Source organism: Pontiella agarivorans, from assembly GCF_034531395.1.
Lineage (GTDB): Bacteria > Verrucomicrobiota > Kiritimatiellia > Kiritimatiellales > Pontiellaceae > Pontiella > Pontiella agarivorans.
This window is the reverse complement of the sequence record NZ_JARVCO010000010.1, coordinates 1,190,857-1,211,041: the sequence shown is the minus strand read 5'-3', so window position 1 is coordinate 1,211,041 and position 20,185 is coordinate 1,190,857. Positions and strand designations below refer to the sequence as shown.

The 20,185-nt window shown below is 52.7% G+C and carries 21 protein-coding genes; 4 read left to right on the top strand and 17 right to left on the bottom strand.

Annotation, left to right across the window (positions count from 1 at the left end; all coding sequences use genetic code 11):
* Positions 1–125: 125 nt before the first annotated feature.
* Positions 126–1,100 (top strand): NmrA family NAD(P)-binding protein, encoded by a 975-nt coding sequence (locus P9H32_RS12545; protein ID WP_322609242.1) that lies wholly within the window; start codon positions 126–128, stop codon positions 1,098–1,100.
* A 29-nt stretch (positions 1,101–1,129) separates the two neighbouring features.
* Here the strand turns inward: P9H32_RS12545 and P9H32_RS12540 are convergent, their stop codons facing one another.
* Positions 1,130–1,579 carry a hypothetical protein gene (locus tag P9H32_RS12540; protein ID WP_322609241.1) on the bottom strand — a complete coding sequence of 150 codons (450 nt, stop codon included), beginning with the start codon at positions 1,577–1,579 and terminating at the stop codon, positions 1,130–1,132.
* 98 nt (positions 1,580–1,677) lie between these two features.
* Here P9H32_RS12540 and P9H32_RS12535 point away from each other — a divergent pair, with 98 nt between their 5' ends.
* Together P9H32_RS12535 and P9H32_RS12530 are read left to right on the top strand one after the other, a co-directional pair.
* Positions 1,678–3,144 carry a vWA domain-containing protein gene (locus P9H32_RS12535; protein WP_322609240.1) on the top strand — a complete coding sequence of 489 codons (1,467 nt, stop codon included), beginning with the start codon at positions 1,678–1,680 and terminating at the stop codon, positions 3,142–3,144.
* Complete coding sequence (locus tag P9H32_RS12530; protein ID WP_322609239.1) at positions 3,144–4,103, top strand: hypothetical protein; 960 nt, start codon at positions 3,144–3,146, stop codon at positions 4,101–4,103. Before P9H32_RS12535 ends, P9H32_RS12530 begins: the two co-directional genes overlap by 1 nt.
* A gap of 8 nt (positions 4,104–4,111) precedes the next feature.
* Here P9H32_RS12530 and P9H32_RS12525 read toward each other — a convergent pair whose 3' ends face one another.
* The 13 genes from P9H32_RS12525 to P9H32_RS12465 all read right to left on the bottom strand — a co-directional run bounded on the left by P9H32_RS12525 (position 4,112) and on the right by P9H32_RS12465 (position 17,347).
* Positions 4,112–6,430 carry a heavy metal translocating P-type ATPase gene (locus P9H32_RS12525; RefSeq protein WP_322609238.1) on the bottom strand — a complete coding sequence of 773 codons (2,319 nt, stop codon included), beginning with the start codon at positions 6,428–6,430 and terminating at the stop codon, positions 4,112–4,114.
* Complete coding sequence (locus P9H32_RS12520; RefSeq protein WP_322609237.1) at positions 6,423–7,100, bottom strand: sulfite exporter TauE/SafE family protein; 678 nt, start codon at positions 7,098–7,100, stop codon at positions 6,423–6,425. The genes P9H32_RS12525 and P9H32_RS12520 overlap by 8 nt, the downstream gene beginning before the upstream one ends.
* Before the next feature lie 65 nt (positions 7,101–7,165).
* Positions 7,166–7,828: a hypothetical protein gene (locus P9H32_RS12515; protein WP_322609236.1), complete on the bottom strand. Its 663-nt coding sequence runs from the start codon at positions 7,826–7,828 to the stop codon at positions 7,166–7,168.
* Between the two features lie 52 nt (positions 7,829–7,880).
* Positions 7,881–8,762, bottom strand: a complete 882-nt coding sequence (locus tag P9H32_RS12510) for a metal ABC transporter substrate-binding protein (RefSeq protein ID WP_322609235.1) — start codon at positions 8,760–8,762, stop codon at positions 7,881–7,883.
* A 72-nt stretch (positions 8,763–8,834) separates the two neighbouring features.
* Positions 8,835–9,590, bottom strand: a complete 756-nt coding sequence (locus P9H32_RS12505) for a 4Fe-4S binding protein (RefSeq protein ID WP_322609234.1) — start codon at positions 9,588–9,590, stop codon at positions 8,835–8,837.
* A gap of 25 nt (positions 9,591–9,615) precedes the next feature.
* A complete protein-coding gene (locus P9H32_RS12500; protein WP_322609233.1) occupies positions 9,616–9,759 on the bottom strand; it encodes a hypothetical protein in 144 nt (47 codons plus the stop codon).
* A 22-nt stretch (positions 9,760–9,781) separates the two neighbouring features.
* Positions 9,782–10,366: a cbb3-type cytochrome c oxidase subunit II gene (locus tag P9H32_RS12495; protein ID WP_322609232.1), complete on the bottom strand. Its 585-nt coding sequence runs from the start codon at positions 10,364–10,366 to the stop codon at positions 9,782–9,784.
* A gap of 13 nt (positions 10,367–10,379) precedes the next feature.
* Complete coding sequence (locus tag P9H32_RS12490) at positions 10,380–11,765, bottom strand: cbb3-type cytochrome c oxidase subunit I (RefSeq protein WP_322609231.1); 1,386 nt, start codon at positions 11,763–11,765, stop codon at positions 10,380–10,382.
* On the bottom strand, positions 11,765–13,525 hold the full coding sequence (locus P9H32_RS12485; RefSeq protein WP_322609230.1) for a c-type cytochrome: 1,761 nt from the start codon (positions 13,523–13,525) through the stop codon (positions 11,765–11,767). Before P9H32_RS12485 ends, P9H32_RS12490 begins: the two co-directional genes overlap by 1 nt.
* A 1-nt stretch (position 13,526) precedes the next feature.
* Positions 13,527–14,870, bottom strand: a complete 1,344-nt coding sequence (locus tag P9H32_RS12480; protein WP_322609229.1) for a cytochrome b N-terminal domain-containing protein — start codon at positions 14,868–14,870, stop codon at positions 13,527–13,529.
* Between the two features lie 27 nt (positions 14,871–14,897).
* On the bottom strand, positions 14,898–15,371 hold the full coding sequence (locus P9H32_RS12475) for a QcrA and Rieske domain-containing protein (RefSeq protein ID WP_322609228.1): 474 nt from the start codon (positions 15,369–15,371) through the stop codon (positions 14,898–14,900).
* Complete coding sequence (ccoS, locus tag P9H32_RS12470; RefSeq protein ID WP_322609227.1) at positions 15,371–15,550, bottom strand: cbb3-type cytochrome oxidase assembly protein CcoS; 180 nt, start codon at positions 15,548–15,550, stop codon at positions 15,371–15,373. Before ccoS ends, P9H32_RS12475 begins: the two co-directional genes overlap by 1 nt.
* Before the next feature lie 9 nt (positions 15,551–15,559).
* Positions 15,560–17,347 carry an FAD-dependent oxidoreductase gene (locus P9H32_RS12465; protein ID WP_322609226.1) on the bottom strand — a complete coding sequence of 596 codons (1,788 nt, stop codon included), beginning with the start codon at positions 17,345–17,347 and terminating at the stop codon, positions 15,560–15,562.
* 379 nt (positions 17,348–17,726) lie between these two features.
* On the opposite strand from P9H32_RS12465, the gene P9H32_RS12460 reads away from it, so the two are divergent.
* Positions 17,727–17,939, top strand: a complete 213-nt coding sequence (locus tag P9H32_RS12460) for a cold-shock protein (RefSeq protein ID WP_348534475.1) — start codon at positions 17,727–17,729, stop codon at positions 17,937–17,939.
* Between the two features lie 91 nt (positions 17,940–18,030).
* Here P9H32_RS12460 and P9H32_RS12455 read toward each other — a convergent pair whose 3' ends face one another.
* The 3 genes from P9H32_RS12455 to P9H32_RS12445 all read right to left on the bottom strand — a co-directional run bounded on the left by P9H32_RS12455 (position 18,031) and on the right by P9H32_RS12445 (position 20,023).
* Complete coding sequence (locus P9H32_RS12455) at positions 18,031–18,465, bottom strand: hypothetical protein (RefSeq protein WP_322609225.1); 435 nt, start codon at positions 18,463–18,465, stop codon at positions 18,031–18,033.
* A 131-nt stretch (positions 18,466–18,596) separates the two neighbouring features.
* Complete coding sequence (locus P9H32_RS12450; protein WP_322609224.1) at positions 18,597–19,088, bottom strand: 8-oxo-dGTP diphosphatase; 492 nt, start codon at positions 19,086–19,088, stop codon at positions 18,597–18,599.
* A gap of 77 nt (positions 19,089–19,165) precedes the next feature.
* Positions 19,166–20,023: a mechanosensitive ion channel family protein gene (locus P9H32_RS12445; protein ID WP_322609223.1), complete on the bottom strand. Its 858-nt coding sequence runs from the start codon at positions 20,021–20,023 to the stop codon at positions 19,166–19,168.
* Positions 20,024–20,185: the final 162 nt, after the last annotated feature.

Genomic DNA, 20,185 nt, shown 5'->3' with positions numbered 1-20,185 from the left:
GTTCAGAATGTAACCGTTTCAAAACGCCGGCGCAATCGCCGAAACCACTGCTTCCACTCTCAGGCACTTAATCTGTAAGCAACCGCCGTATCGCCCGAACGAATAAAAAAGCAGGAGGATATCACATGAAAAAACACAAGATTCTGTTGACGGGAGCTACAGGCTACATCGGTTCAAAACTGCTCCCCGAACTCGCCGCGGCCGGTCATGAAATCAAGTGTATCGTTCGAGATCCTTCACGATTAAACGTTTCAGCCCCGAATATAACCGCCTTTAAAGGCGACCTGCTCGAACGCGCCTCCCTCTGGCGCGCATTCTGCGGTGTCGACACCGCCTATTTTCTGGTCCATTTCCTTCATGAAACCCGCGGTTTTGAGGAAAAAGAGATCCAAGCCGCCGAAAATTTCGCCCATATGGCGCGCAGCGCCGGCGTGAAACGGATCATCTATCTCGGCGCACTGGGCAACAGTGAGGATAATCTATCCCCCCACCTGCGCAGCCGGCAGGATGTCGGTTATATTCTGCGGCACTCCGGCATTCCCACCCTTGAACTGCGCGCTTCCATTGTCCTCGGCAACGGCAGCCTTTCGTTTGAACTGATCCGCGACCTCACCGAGCATCTTCCGCTGATGATTATGCCGCGCTGGGTAAGCACCAAAGCCCAGCCCATCGGCATCGACGATCTGCTCGCCTATCTTTTCCAATCCCTGGAAATTCCGATCTGGCACAGTGAAATCATTGAAATCGGCGGAGAAGACTGCCTCTCCTATCGGGACCTGATGAAAGAATATGCAAAACTGCGCGGTCTGCACCGGCTGATGCTGCCCGTTCCCGTCCTTACACCTTGGCTGAGCAGCCACTGGGTCGCATTTTTTTCATCCGTAAACTACACCCTTGCCCGCCGCCTGCTCGCCGGCGTGAAAAACCCAACGGTAATCGAAAACAACCGGCCGCGCCATCGTTTCCGGGTTAAGCCGCAGCGGGCCGCCGAAGCCATGCGCCGGGCCCTTGAAGAAAGTCCATCGGCACAAAAAGAGACGAACGTTTCTGTCCTTGAAACATTCGATGAGCCGATGCCTCGAAACGCCCGGGCATCCTGACCTTTTTCAGGTCACGAGCGAATTCAAAGTCAGATCGCGAATCCGTCGAACAGCAGAATAACCAGCATCAAAAGACAGATCCCGCTCAAACCGAATGAAAACAGCGGCAATGGCGAGCCGTCAATTTTTCGACGTCCCATTTTCGAAAAAACGGAAAAGGAAGCCAGTGCAAACGTAAGAATCAGTACAGCAAGAAATGCCACTTTATTCTGACCGGCATGTTCCACCCGGCTTCCCGCCGGCCCAACCAGCGGCAGAATCATACAGAGAAAAAAGAAGGAAAGTCCCGAGGCCACCGCAAACCCGGTGCCGACCGCCGGTTTAAAAAGCACATCATTTTCGAATTTCTGATCCTGTTCCATAAGTACAATTTCCAAAGGTTGGAATTCAAAGTGCCTGAACTTATAGGTCGAATCGCCGATGGTTGGAAGCAAAAAGAAAATGCAGCCCTCTGCCGATTTATTCCCCCGTCCGCCCATGTTAAATGGGAACCTGTTTTTCGATTGCTTTGACTTTGGCGGAGGGCTTCGCGTAAACTTTTCCAGTTCTTGAGTCCTTGTATTGCGGTAGGGAGCGTATGGAAGTTCAGAAAACAAAGAAACGCATTGCGAATTCGAGTGCGGCAATCCTCAGTATTGCGCTGCATGCGATTCTCATTCTCGTGGCAGGCGGCGTGGTTGCATTGAAATATTACCAGAAGCAAGGTGCCGCTTTTCAGGTCGAGAAACAGCGGCCGAAACTGGAGCGCCGAAAACTCCAGATGCCGGTCAAAGCGCAACCGTTCATGGAGCAGATGTCCAAACCCAAATCCCGAACGACCACCCGAATCACCGCCAATGCGCCGCAGCTCGTTAATATTCCTGAACAGGGCGAATATGTTAAAATGGCCCCAATGCCCACGTTCAAAAGCGGATATACCAACTTTGTACAGATGGACCGGACGCTGGAATTCAATTCAAAATACCGCGACGTCAATTTCGGAATTTCTTCGGTCGACTTTTTCGGAACGCGCGGCAAAGCCGAAAAAGTGGTGGTCGTGGTGGATGCATCCCGTTCGATGCTCTTCGACGACCGCGGCGGAATTGAATCGTATAACATGGTTCACGAAGATTTACGCGAAGTGGTCGGCAGCATGCGCTCCGCCACCCTGTTCAACGTCATCCTTTTCGACGATGAACAGGTTGCCCTGTTCAATGCCAATATGATTCCAGCCACCCCCACCGCCAAAACCAACGTCATCGAATGGGTCGGCGGAATCAATACCAACCTCGATTTTGTCGGCCTCCCCAATGAATTTGTAAACTACACGCCTAAACGGGCCTATGATATTCCCATGGCCAACAACGATATTACCGGATGGATGAAAGGGATGCAGGCGGCCATCGAGCAGAAACCGGAAATCATTTTTCTGCTGACGGCCGACTGGGGCAACATCACCTCGATGAACTACGGCCTTTCCTACTTCCTGAAAAAAGACATGTTTAAAGAGTACCAGAAGCGCCGTATCAAATATTTTCTTGAAGATGAGACCTTCGCGGAAGAATGGGAGGGCTATCTGGCGGAATATGATGAGCTGCGCACCGTAGCCATCAAAATGCTGGAACTCGAAAACCAGGCCCGCTACGAAGCTGAAATGCAGCCCAAAGTGGTCCGCGACTGGGATGAAATCCTTTATGACAACAACGTCGAGCTTCCGGCCGCCCCGCTGGCTGAGGATCAGCAGGCGGTCGGTATGATGCCCTCCGAGACACGTTATACGCTGGACGAAGTGCTCGAATCCTTTTTTGTCATCGTAATGGATAACTACCGCAACCTCGGTTTTCCCCGCTTCAACTTTGTGCTGCTTCAGGGGAACGGCGCAGCAAATTATACCGCTGAGAAAGCCTCCATGATGACATCCGATATCAAATTTCAAAACCTCAGCAAAATGGTCGACGGACGGTTCCGGTTTTTAAAAGGCATGCCTCGAATCAGCAATCTGCTCGACCAGACCATTGATGATGCCATGGATGCCATTTTGCAGGACGAAGAGGGAGAACTTTGATGAAACGTATCCTCGGCTGTTTTCTCATCGGCTCATCAGCGGTCTTCGCCCAGCTTGATTCAATGGAGCCCCGCACCTTCACCAACAACGCCGGGAAAACCCTCACCGACCGCATCGCAAAATATGATTTCTTAACCCAGGAAGTATTGCTTGAAAAAAGTGGAAAAGTTCCGCTGGAAACATTCAGTGCGGCAGATCAGGCCTATGTGCTGCACTGGAATCAGGTCGAAGGATTCAGCTCCCTCCTGCGCTTTAAAATGAAACTCAAAAAAGAGACTTGGGCCAATCTAAAGCATGAGCAGAACATTACCCCCTATTACATGGATGCCATCCAGATTCCCGGAAAACGGACTCCGACCCACAACGTGATTATTCTGGAGGATTACGAAGAGTATAACGCCGTTTATCTGCAAGCCGAAGGGTATGAAATTACGCTCCGTAATCAGAATCTATTTCCGATAGAGAATATCACCGTTGAAAGCAAAATTTTCTACGAACAGGAACAGTACATTATTCCCGACAGTCTTTTTTCCAGTGCAGAGAACGACTACTTCGACACCGTTCTGACCAACAAATTCCGTTATTGCTCGGAAACTATTCCCATCATGGTGACACGCGAGGAGGTCATCCTGAACTCAGAAGCCGCCGTTATCGTCGACCATCAGATCGAACGGAGCCTCCTCAATCCTTCAAAGAAAGGCGGCGATACGGAAAGCACGGATGGAATCTCCACAGACATTGAAGGGTTCGGCGAATGGGATGACCACGGCCGACGCCGTAAGGGACGCGTTCTGGGCGCATGGTTCCGCGTCGGCATTGAAGGACTCGACGGGAAAATGGTCTGGCGCGATATCGCCTCCCCCTCTTCCCTGATCGACAAATGGGAATCGTTCGAAACCGCCGGCCTCCCGGAACAGACCTCGGCAGACGACGAAGAAGACACAGACGATTCGTTATAAGCCGGGCATCATTTTTTTGAATGAACCGCTTTCGGCAGATTCATGCCGTAGACCGAGTTGAAGATGACAACCAGGTTGGAAAAAACCATCCCGACGGCACAGTATTTCGGGGACAGCCAGCCGACACCGGCAAGAAACATCCCGGTGATATTGTACGCAAACGCCCAGCCGTAATTTAAACGAATCTTATGCCGCACCTTGCGCTGCATAAAAGGCAGGTCCGACAGTTTTCCAATCTCCGGAACCATGAACACCCCGTCGGCACTCATCTTCGCAGGAATCTGTCCGGAAAATACAGCGAGGCCGAAGTCGGCCGCCGCCAGCGCCTGAGCATCGTTAATCCCGTCACCGACCATCAGCACGCTGTTTCCGCCCTCCTGAAGGGCGGCAATTTCTTTCTGTTTATCTCCGCTGCCCATTTCACCGACATAGTGTTCAATCCCCAGCTCGGCGGCCACCTGCTCAACAACAGGTTTTCGATCGCCGGAAAAAATGTACGGTTTGACGCCGTTGCGTTTGAGATCATCAATCAGGCTTCGGGACTCATCCCGGATCGTATCTTTAAGTCCGACAATGCAGTCGCACTGCTCCGCCGTTCCGAACATAACAAGGGTTGAATCCCGCAGATCCGGCGGAATGCCGACATCCGGAAAAAGATCGGCACTGCCGGCAACATAATGCTTTCCATCCACTTTCCCCGAAACCACGGTACGCGCAATGGTCCGTTCCTCCACCGGTTTCGGAGCTCCGACCCCCGCGAGTGCACGGGCAATAGGATGTTCAATTCCATTTTCAAGCGAAGCCAGCAGATCGAGTTTTTCCGGATCCTTTTCCGTGAGCCAGACGATCTTATGCACTTCAGGCGCCCCGCGGGTCAGGGTTCCTGTTTTATCGAAAACCGCCACGGCCGGTTTAAGCGCCAGCACCGCTCCGTTGAAAATCTGAATACCCAGCCCGCGCACTTTTTCAATGGCGGCCGTCAGCACCAGCGGCTCGGCAATCCCGAAAGCACACGGACACGCCACAATGAGCACACTGAGCATACGAATAATGGCTTCAGAACGGTCGCCCCAGAACAAATTGCCCGCCAGCACCGCCAACGCCAGCACCACCACAATCGGCACAAAATACTGGCTGATTTTATCGCCGAACGACAACTGCTTCTTGCGGGTATTGAAAGCCTCAATGGTGCTTTCAACAATCTTTTTAATGAGGTTGCTCTGCCCGCCGGCCGGCACCGACAGCCGGGAATGTTCTGATAGTAATTTGGCCCCGGCACCGACATAGTGGCCCTGCTCCAGCGAGACCCCGTGCGACTCTCCGGTGATCAGACTGAAATCAAACTCAGCCGGTCCCATCAGAATTCCATCGGTTGGAACAAACTCGCCGCGTTTCACCAGAAATTCAGCACCGGGCTCCAGGGCCTCGACCGCGGCATAATCTTCGTCTACGTCAACACTGGGAATCCGCGCTTTTTTCGGCAGCTGCCAGGAAAGTGAACTGACACGGCGGCTCAACTTTTTGTAAAACGAACCGGAAATCAGATTTCCCGTCTCGATCAGCATCAGCAGCAATGTGACCACATCAAAATAGAGATGTGCAAAATCGCCCGTGACCATGGAATACACGGAATAAATCCAGGCCGCAGAAGTGGAGAGCACCACGAGGCTCTCCATACGGAACTGACGCGCAACAATCTGACGCCAGCCCATAAGCATCGTGGTTTTTGCGGCATAAAACGGAACCAGAGTGCCGAATCCCGCAAGCAGAATGGAACAGACCAGCTGCATGGCAAACGGCACATCCCAGCTTTCGGCTGAATAGACGACAAACGAAATCATCATATTGTTCAGCGCAAAAAACCAGCCGGCGCCGAAACGGAAATAATCAAATGAATCGCGTTCAGCGTCCTCGCCTTCGTAAAACTTATAGCCGATTTTTTCGATATTTTCCTGAATCGTATCCTTACCGACCTGCATCGGGGCATAGGAAAGGGTGCACGTTTCCGCAATAAAGTTGAGGTTCACATTTCCAACCCCTGGAAGTTTTCCGAGGCTGTTATGCACCAGCCAGGAACAGGCCGGACAGACCATGCCGCCCACGAGAAAACAGAGATCCTGACCGTTTTCGATCTCCTTCTCCTCCGATTCCACTTCCCGCCCGTCAGGAAAAACCCCTTCCAGCAGCTGCGCAATCCGCTCATCCCGCTCGGCGCCTTCCAACTCCATTTTACCGATAATGACGTGCACAGCAGCACAGCCGGGGCAGCAGAAGTCGCCCTCGCCGCCCGGGACGGTTCGGTTACAGACTATGCAGTGATCAGCCATTTTCCGCCGGAGAGATTCGAAGCACAAAAAGCACGCAATACACAATACCGATCATCAGGCAGATCCAGGGAAACGCTTTTTCAAAACGAGCCCCCCATTTTTTATCGACCAGCCGGCCGAGCGAAACACCCAGCTGCATAAAGAAGGTCTGAGTGACCACAAAAGCCAGCATGAATGCTCCGCCTTTCCACCAGCTGCCCTGCCCGACCGCCATGGCAAACGCGGCATAGAGCATCCCGCACGGAATCAGCGAAGTACATGCACCGCCGACGGTCAGTTTCCCCAGCCCTCCGCTGAAAAAACGCGACAACCAGTTGCTTTTCGGCGCTTTGAGGCCTTTACGGCGGAAGGCATAAAACGCGATGAAAAACATGATCACACCGGGAAACAGCAGCGACAGCAGAGCCCCGCGGACCGGATTGAGTCCAACCTGACAGCAGAAATGTGCGGGACCGATGTTAATGAACTCTCCGAATGCTCCAAACAAAATGCCCGCGAGCGTATACCCCGCAATCCGACCCAGATTGAACAGCGATAACGCTTTCAAGCTGTTTTCCCGGTGCAGAGCACAAACCGAGACATGTAACGGTCCGCACATCGCATAGCAGTGAGGGATGGCGGTGAAACCGATTCCGGCTCCGAGAATGATTGCGGCAATAAGCTGTTCCATAATTATGCGAAACCCTATCACCCTTCACTGCAAATACAATTCCAACCCTTGGAAAAAGGGAAGACTCAGCGGTTCAGCGGAGTCCGGTTATAAAAAGCCGCGGTATCGGTGCAGATGTAGGGATTATTCTTTTCTGTTCTGATTATTCTATTTCGACGATGCGGCGACTTCACCGGTGCCGATTTCATAGACCTGTAAAAAAAATCACCGCGGCAGGATGTGGAATAACCGTAAGAAATGGTGGTCCTCCGATGGCTCTCCTCACCCAGAAGATAACGAGCCCGCGCAGTATCGATTTTTTCCCTTTCAAGAGCAGCCCGTTCCCTCGCCAGCTGAATGCGCTGTTTTTCAAGTTGCAGCCGCTGTTCCGCCCGGCGGTGAAGCAGCTCTTCTTTTTCCTGCGGACTCATCCAGGTTCCTTCAAATTGAATCAACCCTTTTTCGCGCTGGGCACTGCGACGGGCTTCCGCCTCCGCCAGGCGCGCCTGTTGCGCCTCGTAGCGCTGCAACTCCGTTTTCACCTTTTCCCACTGCGCGGCCGAAAGCGAATCCGCCGTAAGATCCTTGAAATAAATCTGACTGCCGCCACCGTCGTGAACAATCAGCATATGGTCAGGGCGGGCGGAAATAATGGCAACGTTACGAAAGACGGTTCCGTCCTGCAGCTGCAGTTGCCCGGCTCCGGCCACACCGCATAACAGCATTAAAACGATAAACAGATTTTTCATGGCCGATCCCTCCGGATTTCCGGGTGAGTATAGCATCGCCGTCAAACTCCGACTATTTTATCGTTTTCACCGCGGCGAGATTGGCGTGCATTACCGTCATAAAATCGCCGTCATCCGGCCGGTTTCCACAAGGATTGAAGACCACACTTTTTATGCCTTTTCCGGCCAGCGCTTTTTTCACCTGCGGCAACGGCTCGTCCTCCCAGAACATGACATCGGCCTGATGCGTTTCGAGAATATCCTCCAGCTCGCGCCACATCGCCTGATCCGGTTCACTGTCCGGCTCCCAGTGCACGCTCTCCATGGTCAGGTTGTACCGCGCAGCCAGATACTGATAAACGGGATGCGACCCCAACAGCGGCCGGTCTTCCAGTGATTGGAAAACCTGCGCCAGCTCTGTATCGAGCTCTTCAAGATCGGCAATCAGTTTTCCCAGCGCCTCTTCCCTCAGTTCCACAATCGGAGAGAGGGCCTCATAAACCGCTTCGGCCTGCTGCATCGCCAATTCGGGATTCAGCCAAAGCGTAAATGCAATATCTCCATGCACATGGGCCCCGCCCGCACCATGGGCATGACTTCCGGTACCATCGAGCGCAATAAAATCAGCCTCCAACCCCGCAGCAGTATTGACCGTGCGGTCCTGCGGAAGCGAAGCCGCAGGAATCCATTTTGCATAGTCCGCCCCGTTGAGCAGAATGAGATCCGCTTTCTGAAATGCGGAAACCTGTGCAGGTTTCGGTTCCCAGAATGCGGGATCGCCATCCATTTCGGGAAAGACCAGTTCAACCTGATCTCCGGCAATACGCTCCGCAAAATAGGCCAGCGGATAATTAACGGTACAGACCGTCGGTTTCAGCCCGGCCTTGTCCGGACCGGCTTTGTATACGCACCCGGTCAGCAACAGCCCGGCAATGAAAAGATATCCCGATCTCATGTCATTTCTCCGACTTAATGGTGTTTTCGGTTTCAACGCAATTTGACTGCGCCACCGGAAAACGGAGCTGATTTACTGTACTGCAGTTTCCGGTTCCGGATCGTGGAAATGGAACAGCGTATTGCCCTTCCCCAACTCCGTGGTACACGCTTCCGCGCAGAGATTACAGTTGGTACAATCGGGCCCTTTGCTTTCAAAACGGGCCCGTAAATTCATCGGGCAGATGTCTTCGCATTTCCGGCAGTTCGTACAGGTTTTTTCCCGATTCGCAAATTTCATCGTCCGGGTTAGATCCGACTGCAGCAGCATCTGAATCAGCGCATAGGGACAGCCTTTCTTACAGAACCGTTCCTGATACCCCACAAAAAGGAACATAAAACCGCCGAACAGTGCAACGCCGGTTCCAAGGATTGGAAGATTTCCGGAAGCGGCCAGCTTAATCTGGTTTTCCAGCGGCTGGAAAAATGAAAGAATCACTTCAGTCAGCATCACCGAAAAAAGCAGCGACCAAAGCCAAACGATCCCTTTCCGATGGGATGCACTCCCGTTTTTCGGGCGGTTTACTTTTTCAAGAAACAGGTGCATCGGGCAAAGGTGGGAGCAGAAAAGCCGGCCCTTTTTCATCCCCATGCCCACCACCAACAACAGCAAAGCAACAATGCCGAACAGCGGATAAAACATCGTGGCCAGCCCAAACTCAGCTCCGAAGAGCCGAATACATTCGCCATCGAGATCAAAACAGAAAAACCGAAACGGTATGCTCAGCAGCACCAGAACGCTGAGCGTCTGAATGAGTCTGCGCCGCTTCGTATAAAGATCTCCAGCCATTAATTCGTCGTCGACCGGACCGGGCCTAGGGATTGAAGTTCAGGATCAGGTAAACAATGCATACGATGGTCAGAATAATCTCAATTGCGACATTGAATTTTCCGATATCCGCATGACCCTGTTTAATTTCTGTGGTCGTCTCAAAATCGTATTTTTTTTCTTCAGCCATCGTGTACTCCTTTCAGCCCCCGTTATTTTTCGTAGTCGTTCAGCGGATTTCCATCTTTATCCACGCGCCAGTTTTTATTTCTTCCGAGGGTCTGGAGATAGGCCGTCAGATCGGCGATCTCTTCATCGGTTAAATAGGCAAACGACGGCATGATGGAGGCTTTTTCAAAAATCCCTTTGCGGTCGGGGAATTTATCCCCCATATCGCGCGGATTTTTGAAATGCGCATAATGCCATTCTGAGGAATATTTCCCCCCCACACGGGCCAGATCCGGCCCGGTGCGTTTGGTACCGAGGAAATGCTGCTTGTCGTTGACATACTCCCAGGATTCGGAGGGAGGCGCTTCAACCAGACGCCATCCGTAACGCCTTTTATCGGAATCGAGATGACGCACCTGCTGCGTGTGGCAATATACACAGCCTTCGCGTTTATAGATGGCTATGCCCCGCTGTTCCTGCTCGGTGTATTCATGGACATCGTGATCGGTTTTATACATCAGCGGCGACACGATCGGCGGAAGAACCGTGGTGCACACAGCCCCGACAGCAAAAATGGCAAAGGCCCCGACCGAGGTCCAAAGTAAGCTTTTCTCTACATCAATTTTCATGAATCATTTCCTCTTACTGCACTGCTGCGGTTTCTGCTTCTGCCGCTTCCTGTTCCTCCGCCTCTTCCGGATATTTACCGAAGAACGTCTGCAGAATGTTATACAGGAACAGGAAGTACGCGATAAAGATCAGTCCACCGGTTGAGAAACGCATCCAGTGGGCATGCTTCAATGCCGCCAAAGTATCCACAAAGGTGTTTTCCGGATTCAGCCAGGCAAAGCCCTGGATAACCCCGCCGATCCACAGCACCGCAAAAAACGGAACGCTGGCCAGCGTCATGAGCCAGAACTGGGTATCGCCCATTTTTTCGGAATAGAGTTTGCGCCCCGCCAATTTCGGTGCAACGTAATAAATACCCGCCATGGCAAAATAGGAGAACGCCCCGAACAGAGCCATATGGGCATGCCCGACCACCCAGTCGGTTTTACTCGTGATTTCGTTAACCGAACGGATGGCCTGAAACGGTCCCTGCAGACAGGTGAAGATGTAGTAAACCGTCCCCATCATCAGCAGCTTCGGAATCGGTCCTTTCATCCGGGTGCCCCGCGGCGCGGTGGCAAAGGTCCCGAAGAAGTTGGTGATGACCGCCATTACCGGAATGATGAGACTGAACGAGAAAATGATCGAAACCGTCTGCAGCCAGTGCGGCTGCGGGCCGTGAATCATGTGGTGAGCACCGGTCCAGACATAGACAAAAGAAATCACCCAGAATCCGACCATGGAAAGTTTATGCGAATAGATCGGGGTATCGAGCTGTTTCGGGATCATGTAATAGGCAATCGCCACACCCAGCGGGGTAAAGATCAGGCCTACCGCATTGTGCACGTAGAACCAGATCAGGTTGGCCTGATTCACACCGGCCACCATCGGCATCTGACTGAACATATTGCCGGTAATATAGACAAACGTCGTCCAGATGACGGCACCGAGAGTATACCAGACCGTAACGTAGAGGTATTTCACTTTACGGATCATGACCGTTCCGAAAACGTTAATGGCAAACATCACCCAGCAGGTTGCAATCAGGTAATCAAACGGCGGCGGAATTTCTCCGTATTCAACATTTTTCGCATTTCCGAGCACAATGGAAACAATGCCGCCGACAACGGCAATATTATACAGCACCCCCATCGCCACCCCGAGTTTTTCGGAAAAGAGACGGGTATGCAGAATGCGCGGCAGCACCCAGAACAGAATCCCCATATTCGCCTGCAGCAGCCAGCCGAACAGATTGAGGTTGGTATGCATCATCCGGACCCGCGGCATCGAGAGATATTCAATTTCCCCGACCGTTGGTACCACAAATTTCAGCGCGGTCAACAGGCCCATAGTCAGCGCCATACCGAAGTAGACGCACGATGCAATCACCATCGTTTTTGCAGCAGTATCTTGTTTCATTATTCAGCCTCCTCGGTATTCGCGCGGATGTAGGCGATAATATCAATTATGGTCTGATCCGACAGATGATCGTGCGACGGCATCGGTGTGCCGGCAACCCCCAGCAGGATCGACTGATAAAGACGCTCATCGGTCATTCCTTCCTGATTCATAAATGCTTTATTCAGCAGATTCCGCGGCAGCGGATGGTGCAGGTTGTATGCATTCGGACCTTTTCCATTTGCCAGTTTTCCGTGGCACGATGTGCAGTACTGCTGGAATGCGGAGCCGCCGTTTTCAACGTCACCGGCCTTAACCACCTTACCTTTATTTCTCCAGTCGCGACGGTCGGCATCGCCAACCTTCGGAAGGGCGGCCTCCACACGCCTGAAGTTATCGGGCGCGTTTTCCAGTGCCTTTTCGTGGATAAAACCAACGAGCAGTTCCACATCGTCTTCGCTCAGCGTATTCTTCCAGGCCGGCATCGCCGTACCGGCCACACCATTAAGAATCGAATGTTTGAAGCGCTCTTCATAGGCACTCACAAACTGGTGACGGCTGAAATCGCGCGGCAGCGGATCCAGCATATCGGAAATCACACCGCGACCGTCGAGATCTTCGCCGTGGCAGGAAATGCAGTACGTATCATACAGCAGCTGCGCCTTTGAATCCGAAGCGAGTTTGTAGTCAAAACTCGAAAGGAACATCACCAGGCTGTCCAGCTCGGCGTCATTATAGTCCTTGAAGGTCGGCATAATGGAATCGGCCACATGCTCCCGGGCATTGACGATATGATCGCGCACATAGTCTTTCCCGCGGTTGCGGATCGACCAGGTCAGCTCCGGACCGATATGACCGCCGGCCAGCTGACCTTCATCATTGCGAAACGCATGACAGTTGACACAGCCGCCGCGATTAATGGAACCTTCGTACGGAACACCGGCAAACAATGCCCGCCCGGCGTCCACACTGGCTTCCTGAATCCGGACTTCATCCGCTTTCGGTTTAATATATCCGATCGGAGCCGTTTCTTCGGAACGCAACTTGGTTTCCTGCAAGCCTTTCAGATAGGTTGCCAGCGCCACAACCGTTTCATGGTCGTGCACCCAGTCAAATTCGGGCATTTTTGAATTGGCGTCATTGGCCTTCGGATGAACGATCGATTCATACAGATAATCAAACGTAAATTTTCCGCCCGCATTTGATAACTCCGGTGCCTGCGACGACGTGGAAACGCCGGCCACGGTATGGCAGCCCCAGCAGGCTTTTTCCAGAAAGAGCTCCCGCCCTTTTTCGAACTGTTCAGCTCCGGCCAGATGACCGCTCTCCATCGCATGGCAGCGCACGCAGTTGGCCTGCGCAATTTTTCCACTCACCAGCGGAGCGATCCAGCCGTGTGCTTCACCGTGGGCAAGATGCTCATCCAGATCGCGGCTGGAACCATCGTGACAAACCGCACAGCCGATTTTATTGAAATCATGCGGGTCTTCCGAAGCCCCCGGCACGATCGGCGGGTGAGCGGTCAGCGGCATTTCGAAATCCCGGGCCTCGGGATTGGCGGCACCGATATGGCAGCTCTGACAGCGATCCACCAGCATAGAAGAAGGCGTCTTTACATTCACCTGCTTAACAACGGGACCCGGAAAATCTTCACCGAGCGCTTCATAATAGGCTTTCTGATAGCGGATATAATCCTCATCAAACCCTTTACGAATCGCCAGCCCGAGCAGCACCATCCCCAGCAGACCGATAAACAGAAGAATACGATAATCCTTAATCATCTCAGTGTCCTCCTCCGGCAGCCTGTTCCACCCAGGGATAAGCAATCGCCCAGTTTTCACCGCGGAAATACACGCCGATAATAATCAGTGTAAGCATAAACAGATACATGCCGATAAAGAGCGCATTCTCAATCCAGCGCTCACGCGCAAACCATACCCCCGGAATATTCTTCCGATAGGTTTTGGTGAATGTTTCGAGAAAAATTTCGATGTACGGCAGGAACATCACGCCGCCGGCCAGAATCCCCGGAATCACAACGCCGCCGATAAATCCGTCGTAGGAAGTCAGTTCCTGCAAGCCCAGGAAATACCAGGGTGCTTTCGCCGGGTTGGTCGGATGATTCGGATCCGCCGGACCTTCAAGCGGCGCATCAAAAAATACGGAAATCAGGCTCATCACGACCATCAGGCCGGCAAAAACCATCACTTCGCGAACAATGAGTTTGGGCCAGGCGAACATCATCTGATCAACCTCTTCATTCACCTTCGGCTCGTTGCCTTTAACGATCTCCACCAGCTTGTAACTGCGGGCCGATTTAAACACCGAGTTGTTTTTCACTTCGCCGAACTCTTCATCCGGAATCTGTTTTTCTTTCGAGGTATCCGCCGGACGGGCCAGCCCGCCGTCTTTTCGGATGCGGAAAAAGTGAACGGCAATCAAAAAGCCCATCACACTCGGAAGCACGGCGACATGCAGCACATAGAAACGGATCAGCGCCTCAGCACCCACATCGGTATCGCCCAGCAATACGGCACGGATCAACGCCCCGCCCGGAGCAATTTTCGCAATTTCCGTACCGACCTTGACGCCCCAGAAGGCCAGCTGGTCCCACGGCAGCAGGTAACCGGTATAGGAAAGGAACACGGTCAGCAGACCGAGGATACAGCCGATCACCCAGTTGAACTCCCGCCCGCCGCGGTGTGCACCGGCCAGATAGACCCGCAGCATATGCAGCGCAACAAAAGCCACCATTCCGTGGGCCGACCAGCGGTGCATATTCCGCAGAAAATCACCCCAGAAAACATTCGAACGCAGATTGACCATGCGGCTGTAGGCATCCGGCAGCCCGTCGGGACCGATCGCCGTCGACGGCACATAGTGGAACATCAGCAGAATACCGGTCGTTGCCAACAGCAGAAAGAGGTAGAAGGTAATCAGCCCCAGCCCCATCGTGGTTTTAAACTTTACCGAACGTTTGTGAATTTTGACCGGCTGAATATGCAGCAGCACGTTGCTGAACATAATCTTGGATTTGGTCAAACCCGTATTATCCATGCGATGCCGGAAAAAGGAATAATACAGCTTATCCCCGAATTCCTTCATCTGTTTTTTCAATTCATCCATCAGCTATCCCCTTACAAGATGAAGCAATTAGGCTATCTCAAAATTTGTACCTTCAGGCAGCGCCGTACCGGTATCGATTTCCAGCTGTCCGCCCGGGACCGGTTTGATCTCCAGCCACGGCAGCGTCTTGGGCGCCGGACCGCCGACCACAATGCCGTCGGTGTCATACTGTGAACCGTGGCAGGGACACTGAAATCCGGTTTCCACCACATTGACGGTGCAGCCAAGGTGCGTACAGACCAGCGAAATCGCGGCCACTTTGTTTTCATCCACGCGCCGCAGAATCACTTTCATATCATCAAAGATCAGTTCATCGCCGACATCCGGAAGATCTTTCACCGGCACCAGAAATTTCTGCGGGGTCCCGTATGAAACCACCGGCATCATATATTTAAACAGTGCACCGCCCGCTCCGGCAGCCGCCAACCCCATCAGGCCGAATGCCGAACCCATGGTGATCAGCTCGCGCCGGCTCTTACCTTCTTTTTTTTCTTCTGACATTATTTATTTCCTCCGTCAACGGCACCCTCTGCGGGTTTTTCCTCTTCGCGAAAAATGACATACTTGGCTTCCTCCGGATCATCAAACTGGCCATCCTTGACCGCCCAGCGGAACAGCACAAAAAAGATGCCGCCCAGAATGGTCGTCGTAATCAGCAGAATGATCGTCATCACCAGCATGGCTTTATCCTACGCAAAACAATCTTCAAATTCATTCACCGACATTTTGCACGCGCCCGTCGGGCACTTCTGTGCACACATGCCGCACCGGATGCACTTCAGCGGATCAAACAGCATGACCGATCCTTCCGCCTCCGCCACCTCCATACTGCCGAACTCCATCGTCGCCAGCGTTTTCAAATCCTCGCCCCCGTCCACGCGGTCCACCGTCTTCATCGACAGACAATAGGACGGGCACACATCAACACAGCCGCCGCAGAGAATGCAGATATCCCCTTCAAAGGTCGGATGGATGTGGCACTCCAGACAGCGGCCGGCCTGCTCTTTGGCTTCCTCGTCCGGATACTCAACGGTGGAATTAAACTCGGGCTGTTCCGCCGGCTTGACCGGCAGTTCCTCCCGCTCGTCCCGCTCATCATCCACATACACCGAACGCCTTCCATACTCCGGAAGATCCGTGAACGTGATTTTACGTTTGAGCGACTGCGGAGCCTGCCCGGTAATATATGCATGGATCCCCTGCGACGCCCTGCTGCCGGAAGCGACCGCATCGATAAACAGCTTCGGGCCGTGCGCAATATCACCGCCCACAAAAACATTCGGCTTACTGGTCTGCAGCGTTTCCTCGTTTTCAACCTTCACCCAACCCTGAGGCGTCATCTCAACCCCCGAGTTTTCAAGAAAAGCCAGATCGGAACCCTGACCGACGGCAAAAAAGACCTTATCGCCTTCAATCAGGCGCGTCTCGTCCTCCATCTGCGGAGAAAATTTTCCATCTTCATCAAAAACACGAATCACCTTGCTGACCAGCAGGCCTTTAATCTTCCCGTTTTCAATGACAATTTCACGCGGGCCCCAGCCGTCGTTAATGGTTACCCCCTCGCGGCGGCCGCCTTCGCGCTCTTCGAGCGATCCGGTCATTTCGTTCAGATGCTCGCGCTCAAGACACGCCAGCTGCACATCCGGCGATCCGCAGCGCAATGCCGAGCGCGCCACATCGAAAGCCACATCACCACCGCCGATCACAATCGAACGGTGCTGCGTCAGGTCCCACTTTTCACGCATATTAAAATCAAACAGGAACGGCAAACCGATGTGCACATCTTCATGATCGGCTCCCGGAAGCGGGATTTTTTTACCTTTGGCCAGGCCGACACCAATGAAAACCGCATCGTGTTTTTCTTCCAGCTCCTGGAACGTGATGTCCGTACCGACATCCACACCGTTTTTCACTTCGATGTTCTCAAACAGTTCAATAGACGCCAGCTCATCGGCAACCACTTTACGCGATAGCCGGTTGACCGGAACCCCCTGCACCAATTGTCCGCCGGATTTTTCCCAGCGCTCGTAAATCGTTACCGCGTAGCCCAGGCGCGCCAGATCGTGCGCGCACGTGTAACCCGCACAGCCGCCGCCGACAATGCCCACAGACTTTCCGTTCAGCTCGGGCTCAACCGATCCCGGGGCAATCGAATAGGTCAGCGGGGTCTTGAGATCCCCCGCTTCAGGTCCGTGCTTATCGGTTAGAAATCCTTTGATATTCCGAATCACCACCGCCTCGTCGACATCCGATCTGCGGCATCCTTTTTCACACGGGGCACCACATACTTTTCCGCAAATCGATGCAAAAGGATTGGTTGCGCGCGAAATGGCATAGGCTTCTTCATATTTTCCGGCCACCGTGGCCATCAGATAGCCCCGCGCGTCCGTACTTACCGGACAGGAATTGCGGCATTTCACCTCGGCTTCATAATACTCATCCGTCGGCAGCTCTATCTTAATTTTTTCAAAGGCCATTGCACGTTCCTCCTCGTGAATAAACGCATATTACTAATTATGCGCAATTTAGTCACGTCTTCACTGTCGGAGATTTATCGCACCGCTTTGGTCCTCTTGCAACTCTAATTCAGTATTAAAATACCAATTTAATCATGTTTTAGTCCGTTCCGCCGCATTCTCCGCCCTCACCAAAGATTTACACCCCCTGAAAAAGCCTCATAATCTGCTGACAATCCTGACCAAATAAGTAAAAACAGTGCTGGATATTAGGATTGAACGTCTTTAGCCTTCGGCTATGGATTGATCGTAATCCATTGAGTAATGAGAGTGACCGGTTCTTTAAAGGGGGATTGGTCGTAAAATCAGGCCGGTAACGGCCGCAAGGAGTAAAAGTAGTATGTCAGACCAAATCGAAACCGGTACGGTTAAGTGGTTCAATGATGAAAAAGGCTATGGATTCATTGCCCGCGAAACCGGAGACGATGTGTTCGTTCACTTCACCGCCATCAACATGGAAGGTCGCCGTACGCTGGTCGAAGGCCAGAACGTTTCTTTCAACGTTGAAGCCGGTCAGAAAGGCCCGCAGGCCACCAACGTCACCGTAGACTAAACGTCGTTCGGCAACTTAATTCGAAACCGTCCAAAGGTTGGAAAAACCGTTTTCCAACCCTTGGATTTTTTTGTGCCGGCCCTCGGGCAAATTATTTAGATGTCGGGCGTCCACCGCCTCCGGGCTCGTCCGGACTTTCGCCAGGACCGTACGGGGTGCTGGAACCACCGCCGCCACCTCCGCCACCGGCAGCAACAGCAGCCACTCCGCCGACCACTACGGCTTCGCCCAGCAGAATACGGCCGGTTCGTCCGGCGTCATCGCTCCACGCCACCGGATTGACCCACGAAAGACTGCCGCCGGTTTTGATCGGATTTTTCCAGCGGTTCGGATTCACCACCGCAAAAAAATCGCCGGCCGTGGAAAAACTCACACCCACTTCCGCATACGATCCGCGATCGGTCGCATAACCTCTGGAAACCAGCTCCGGTCCGTGCGGGCCGTCCGCTCCGTTGATTGAGGCGCACCCGGCCAGCAACGCTCCGCTGACGGCCAAACTGGTTATTTTCAAAAATGTTTTCATCATATTCTCCCGAAAGTGAGGGCACCCTACCCCCGAACTAAATCCATGCAACTGAATTTGATGCGTAAATATGGCACATGCCCGCTGCTGCCAGAAAATAAAAAGCAACTCCCGTGCCATAAATGATTTCCGGTCTACCCCAGCTCAATCACATGATCAAGCATGCGGTCGCCATCGAAAATAAAACGGCCGGTAAACGGCCGCCCTTCGAGCATATACGGGAACCAGATATGATCATCTTCCCACATGTGCTCAAACGGAAGATCATCGATCGAACACCAGATCGGCGCGGCTTCGTCGGTCTCGGTCGGTTCGCCTTCATAGCCCGTAGCCGTATAGACAAAACCGTGAATGGAATACATATCGGCGAACTGAAACAAAAGCTCTCCGGCAAACTCCACCCCCTGTGCTTTGATGCACAACTCCTCTTCTGTCTCCCGGACAGCACATTCCTGCCATGTTTCACCGGCTTCCAGCTTGCCGCCGGGACCATTGATTTTTCCTTTCCCGAAACCGCGTTTTTTATGAATCAGCAGCACCTGTCCGTCCTGAATCACAAAAAGCAGCGTAGCCTTCACAACCGGATCCCAGTTTTCCCAATCCACATCTCCGACTTTTTCAACCATCTGTAATCTCCCGAAAAAAACTGCCGCGCAGTGTGACCGGCGCGGCAGACCCATACAAGTTTCCAATGGCTGGAAAATCAGCCCGCTGTGTGCTCATAGATATGCACATCACGCTGCGGAAATGGAATAACAATGCCCTGCTCATCAAATTTCTTTTTGATCGCCTCGGTCACCCCGTAATAAATGGTCCAGTAATCGGCCGGTTTACACCACGGGCGCACATCAAAATTGACCGAACTGTCCGCCATGGCCTTCACCAGAATATCCGGTTTTGGGTCGGACAGAATTTCATCGAATTCCGCCAACGCCTCTTCGATCGCTGAGCGGGCTTTATCAATATCATCGCCGTAGCTGATGCCGGCCACCAGATCAACGCGCCGCTTATCATTATAGGTGTAGTTAATAATATTATTGGACATCACGCTGGAGTTGGGCACCACGGCATGTTTGTTATCGAGCGTATCCAGTTCCGTGGTCAGAATCCCGATTTCCTTCACCGTTCCCGAAACCCCGTTCACCTCTACAAAATCCCCGAGTTTGACCGGCTTGAAAATAATCATCAGTACACCCGCCGCAAAATTCGACAGCGAACCCTGCAACGCCAAACCCACAGCCAGACCGGCGGCACCGAGCACCGCAATAAACGATGCGGTTTTCACCTGCAGCGCTTCAAGCGCCGCAATAATGACGGCAATTTTAAGCCCGACATAAAGCAGCGTCGCAGTAAAACTGATCAGCGTCTCATCCACCTTGCGGTGTTTCATCCCGCGCACAATCAGCGTTTTAACCATTTTGGCAATCCAGAAGCCAATGATCAGAATTGCCAGCGCACCGAGAATCCGATAGGCATATTCAACCCCCATACTCTGCACGGTTTCGACGATCGTTGTATTACTCTGCGTCACATCCGCGACTTCGACAGCATTTGTATTCACCTTACTCTCCTCATTTTAGCGTTATTTTTAAACCATGCGCGAAGCTATTGATCTTTAAAAATAATAGCAAGAAGTATGGTGATTGTTTCCAACCCTTGGAAACCCGCGATTGTTTCTGCCGCCCGATTCCCCTACTTTTCTTCCGAACATTGGAAACCAGGG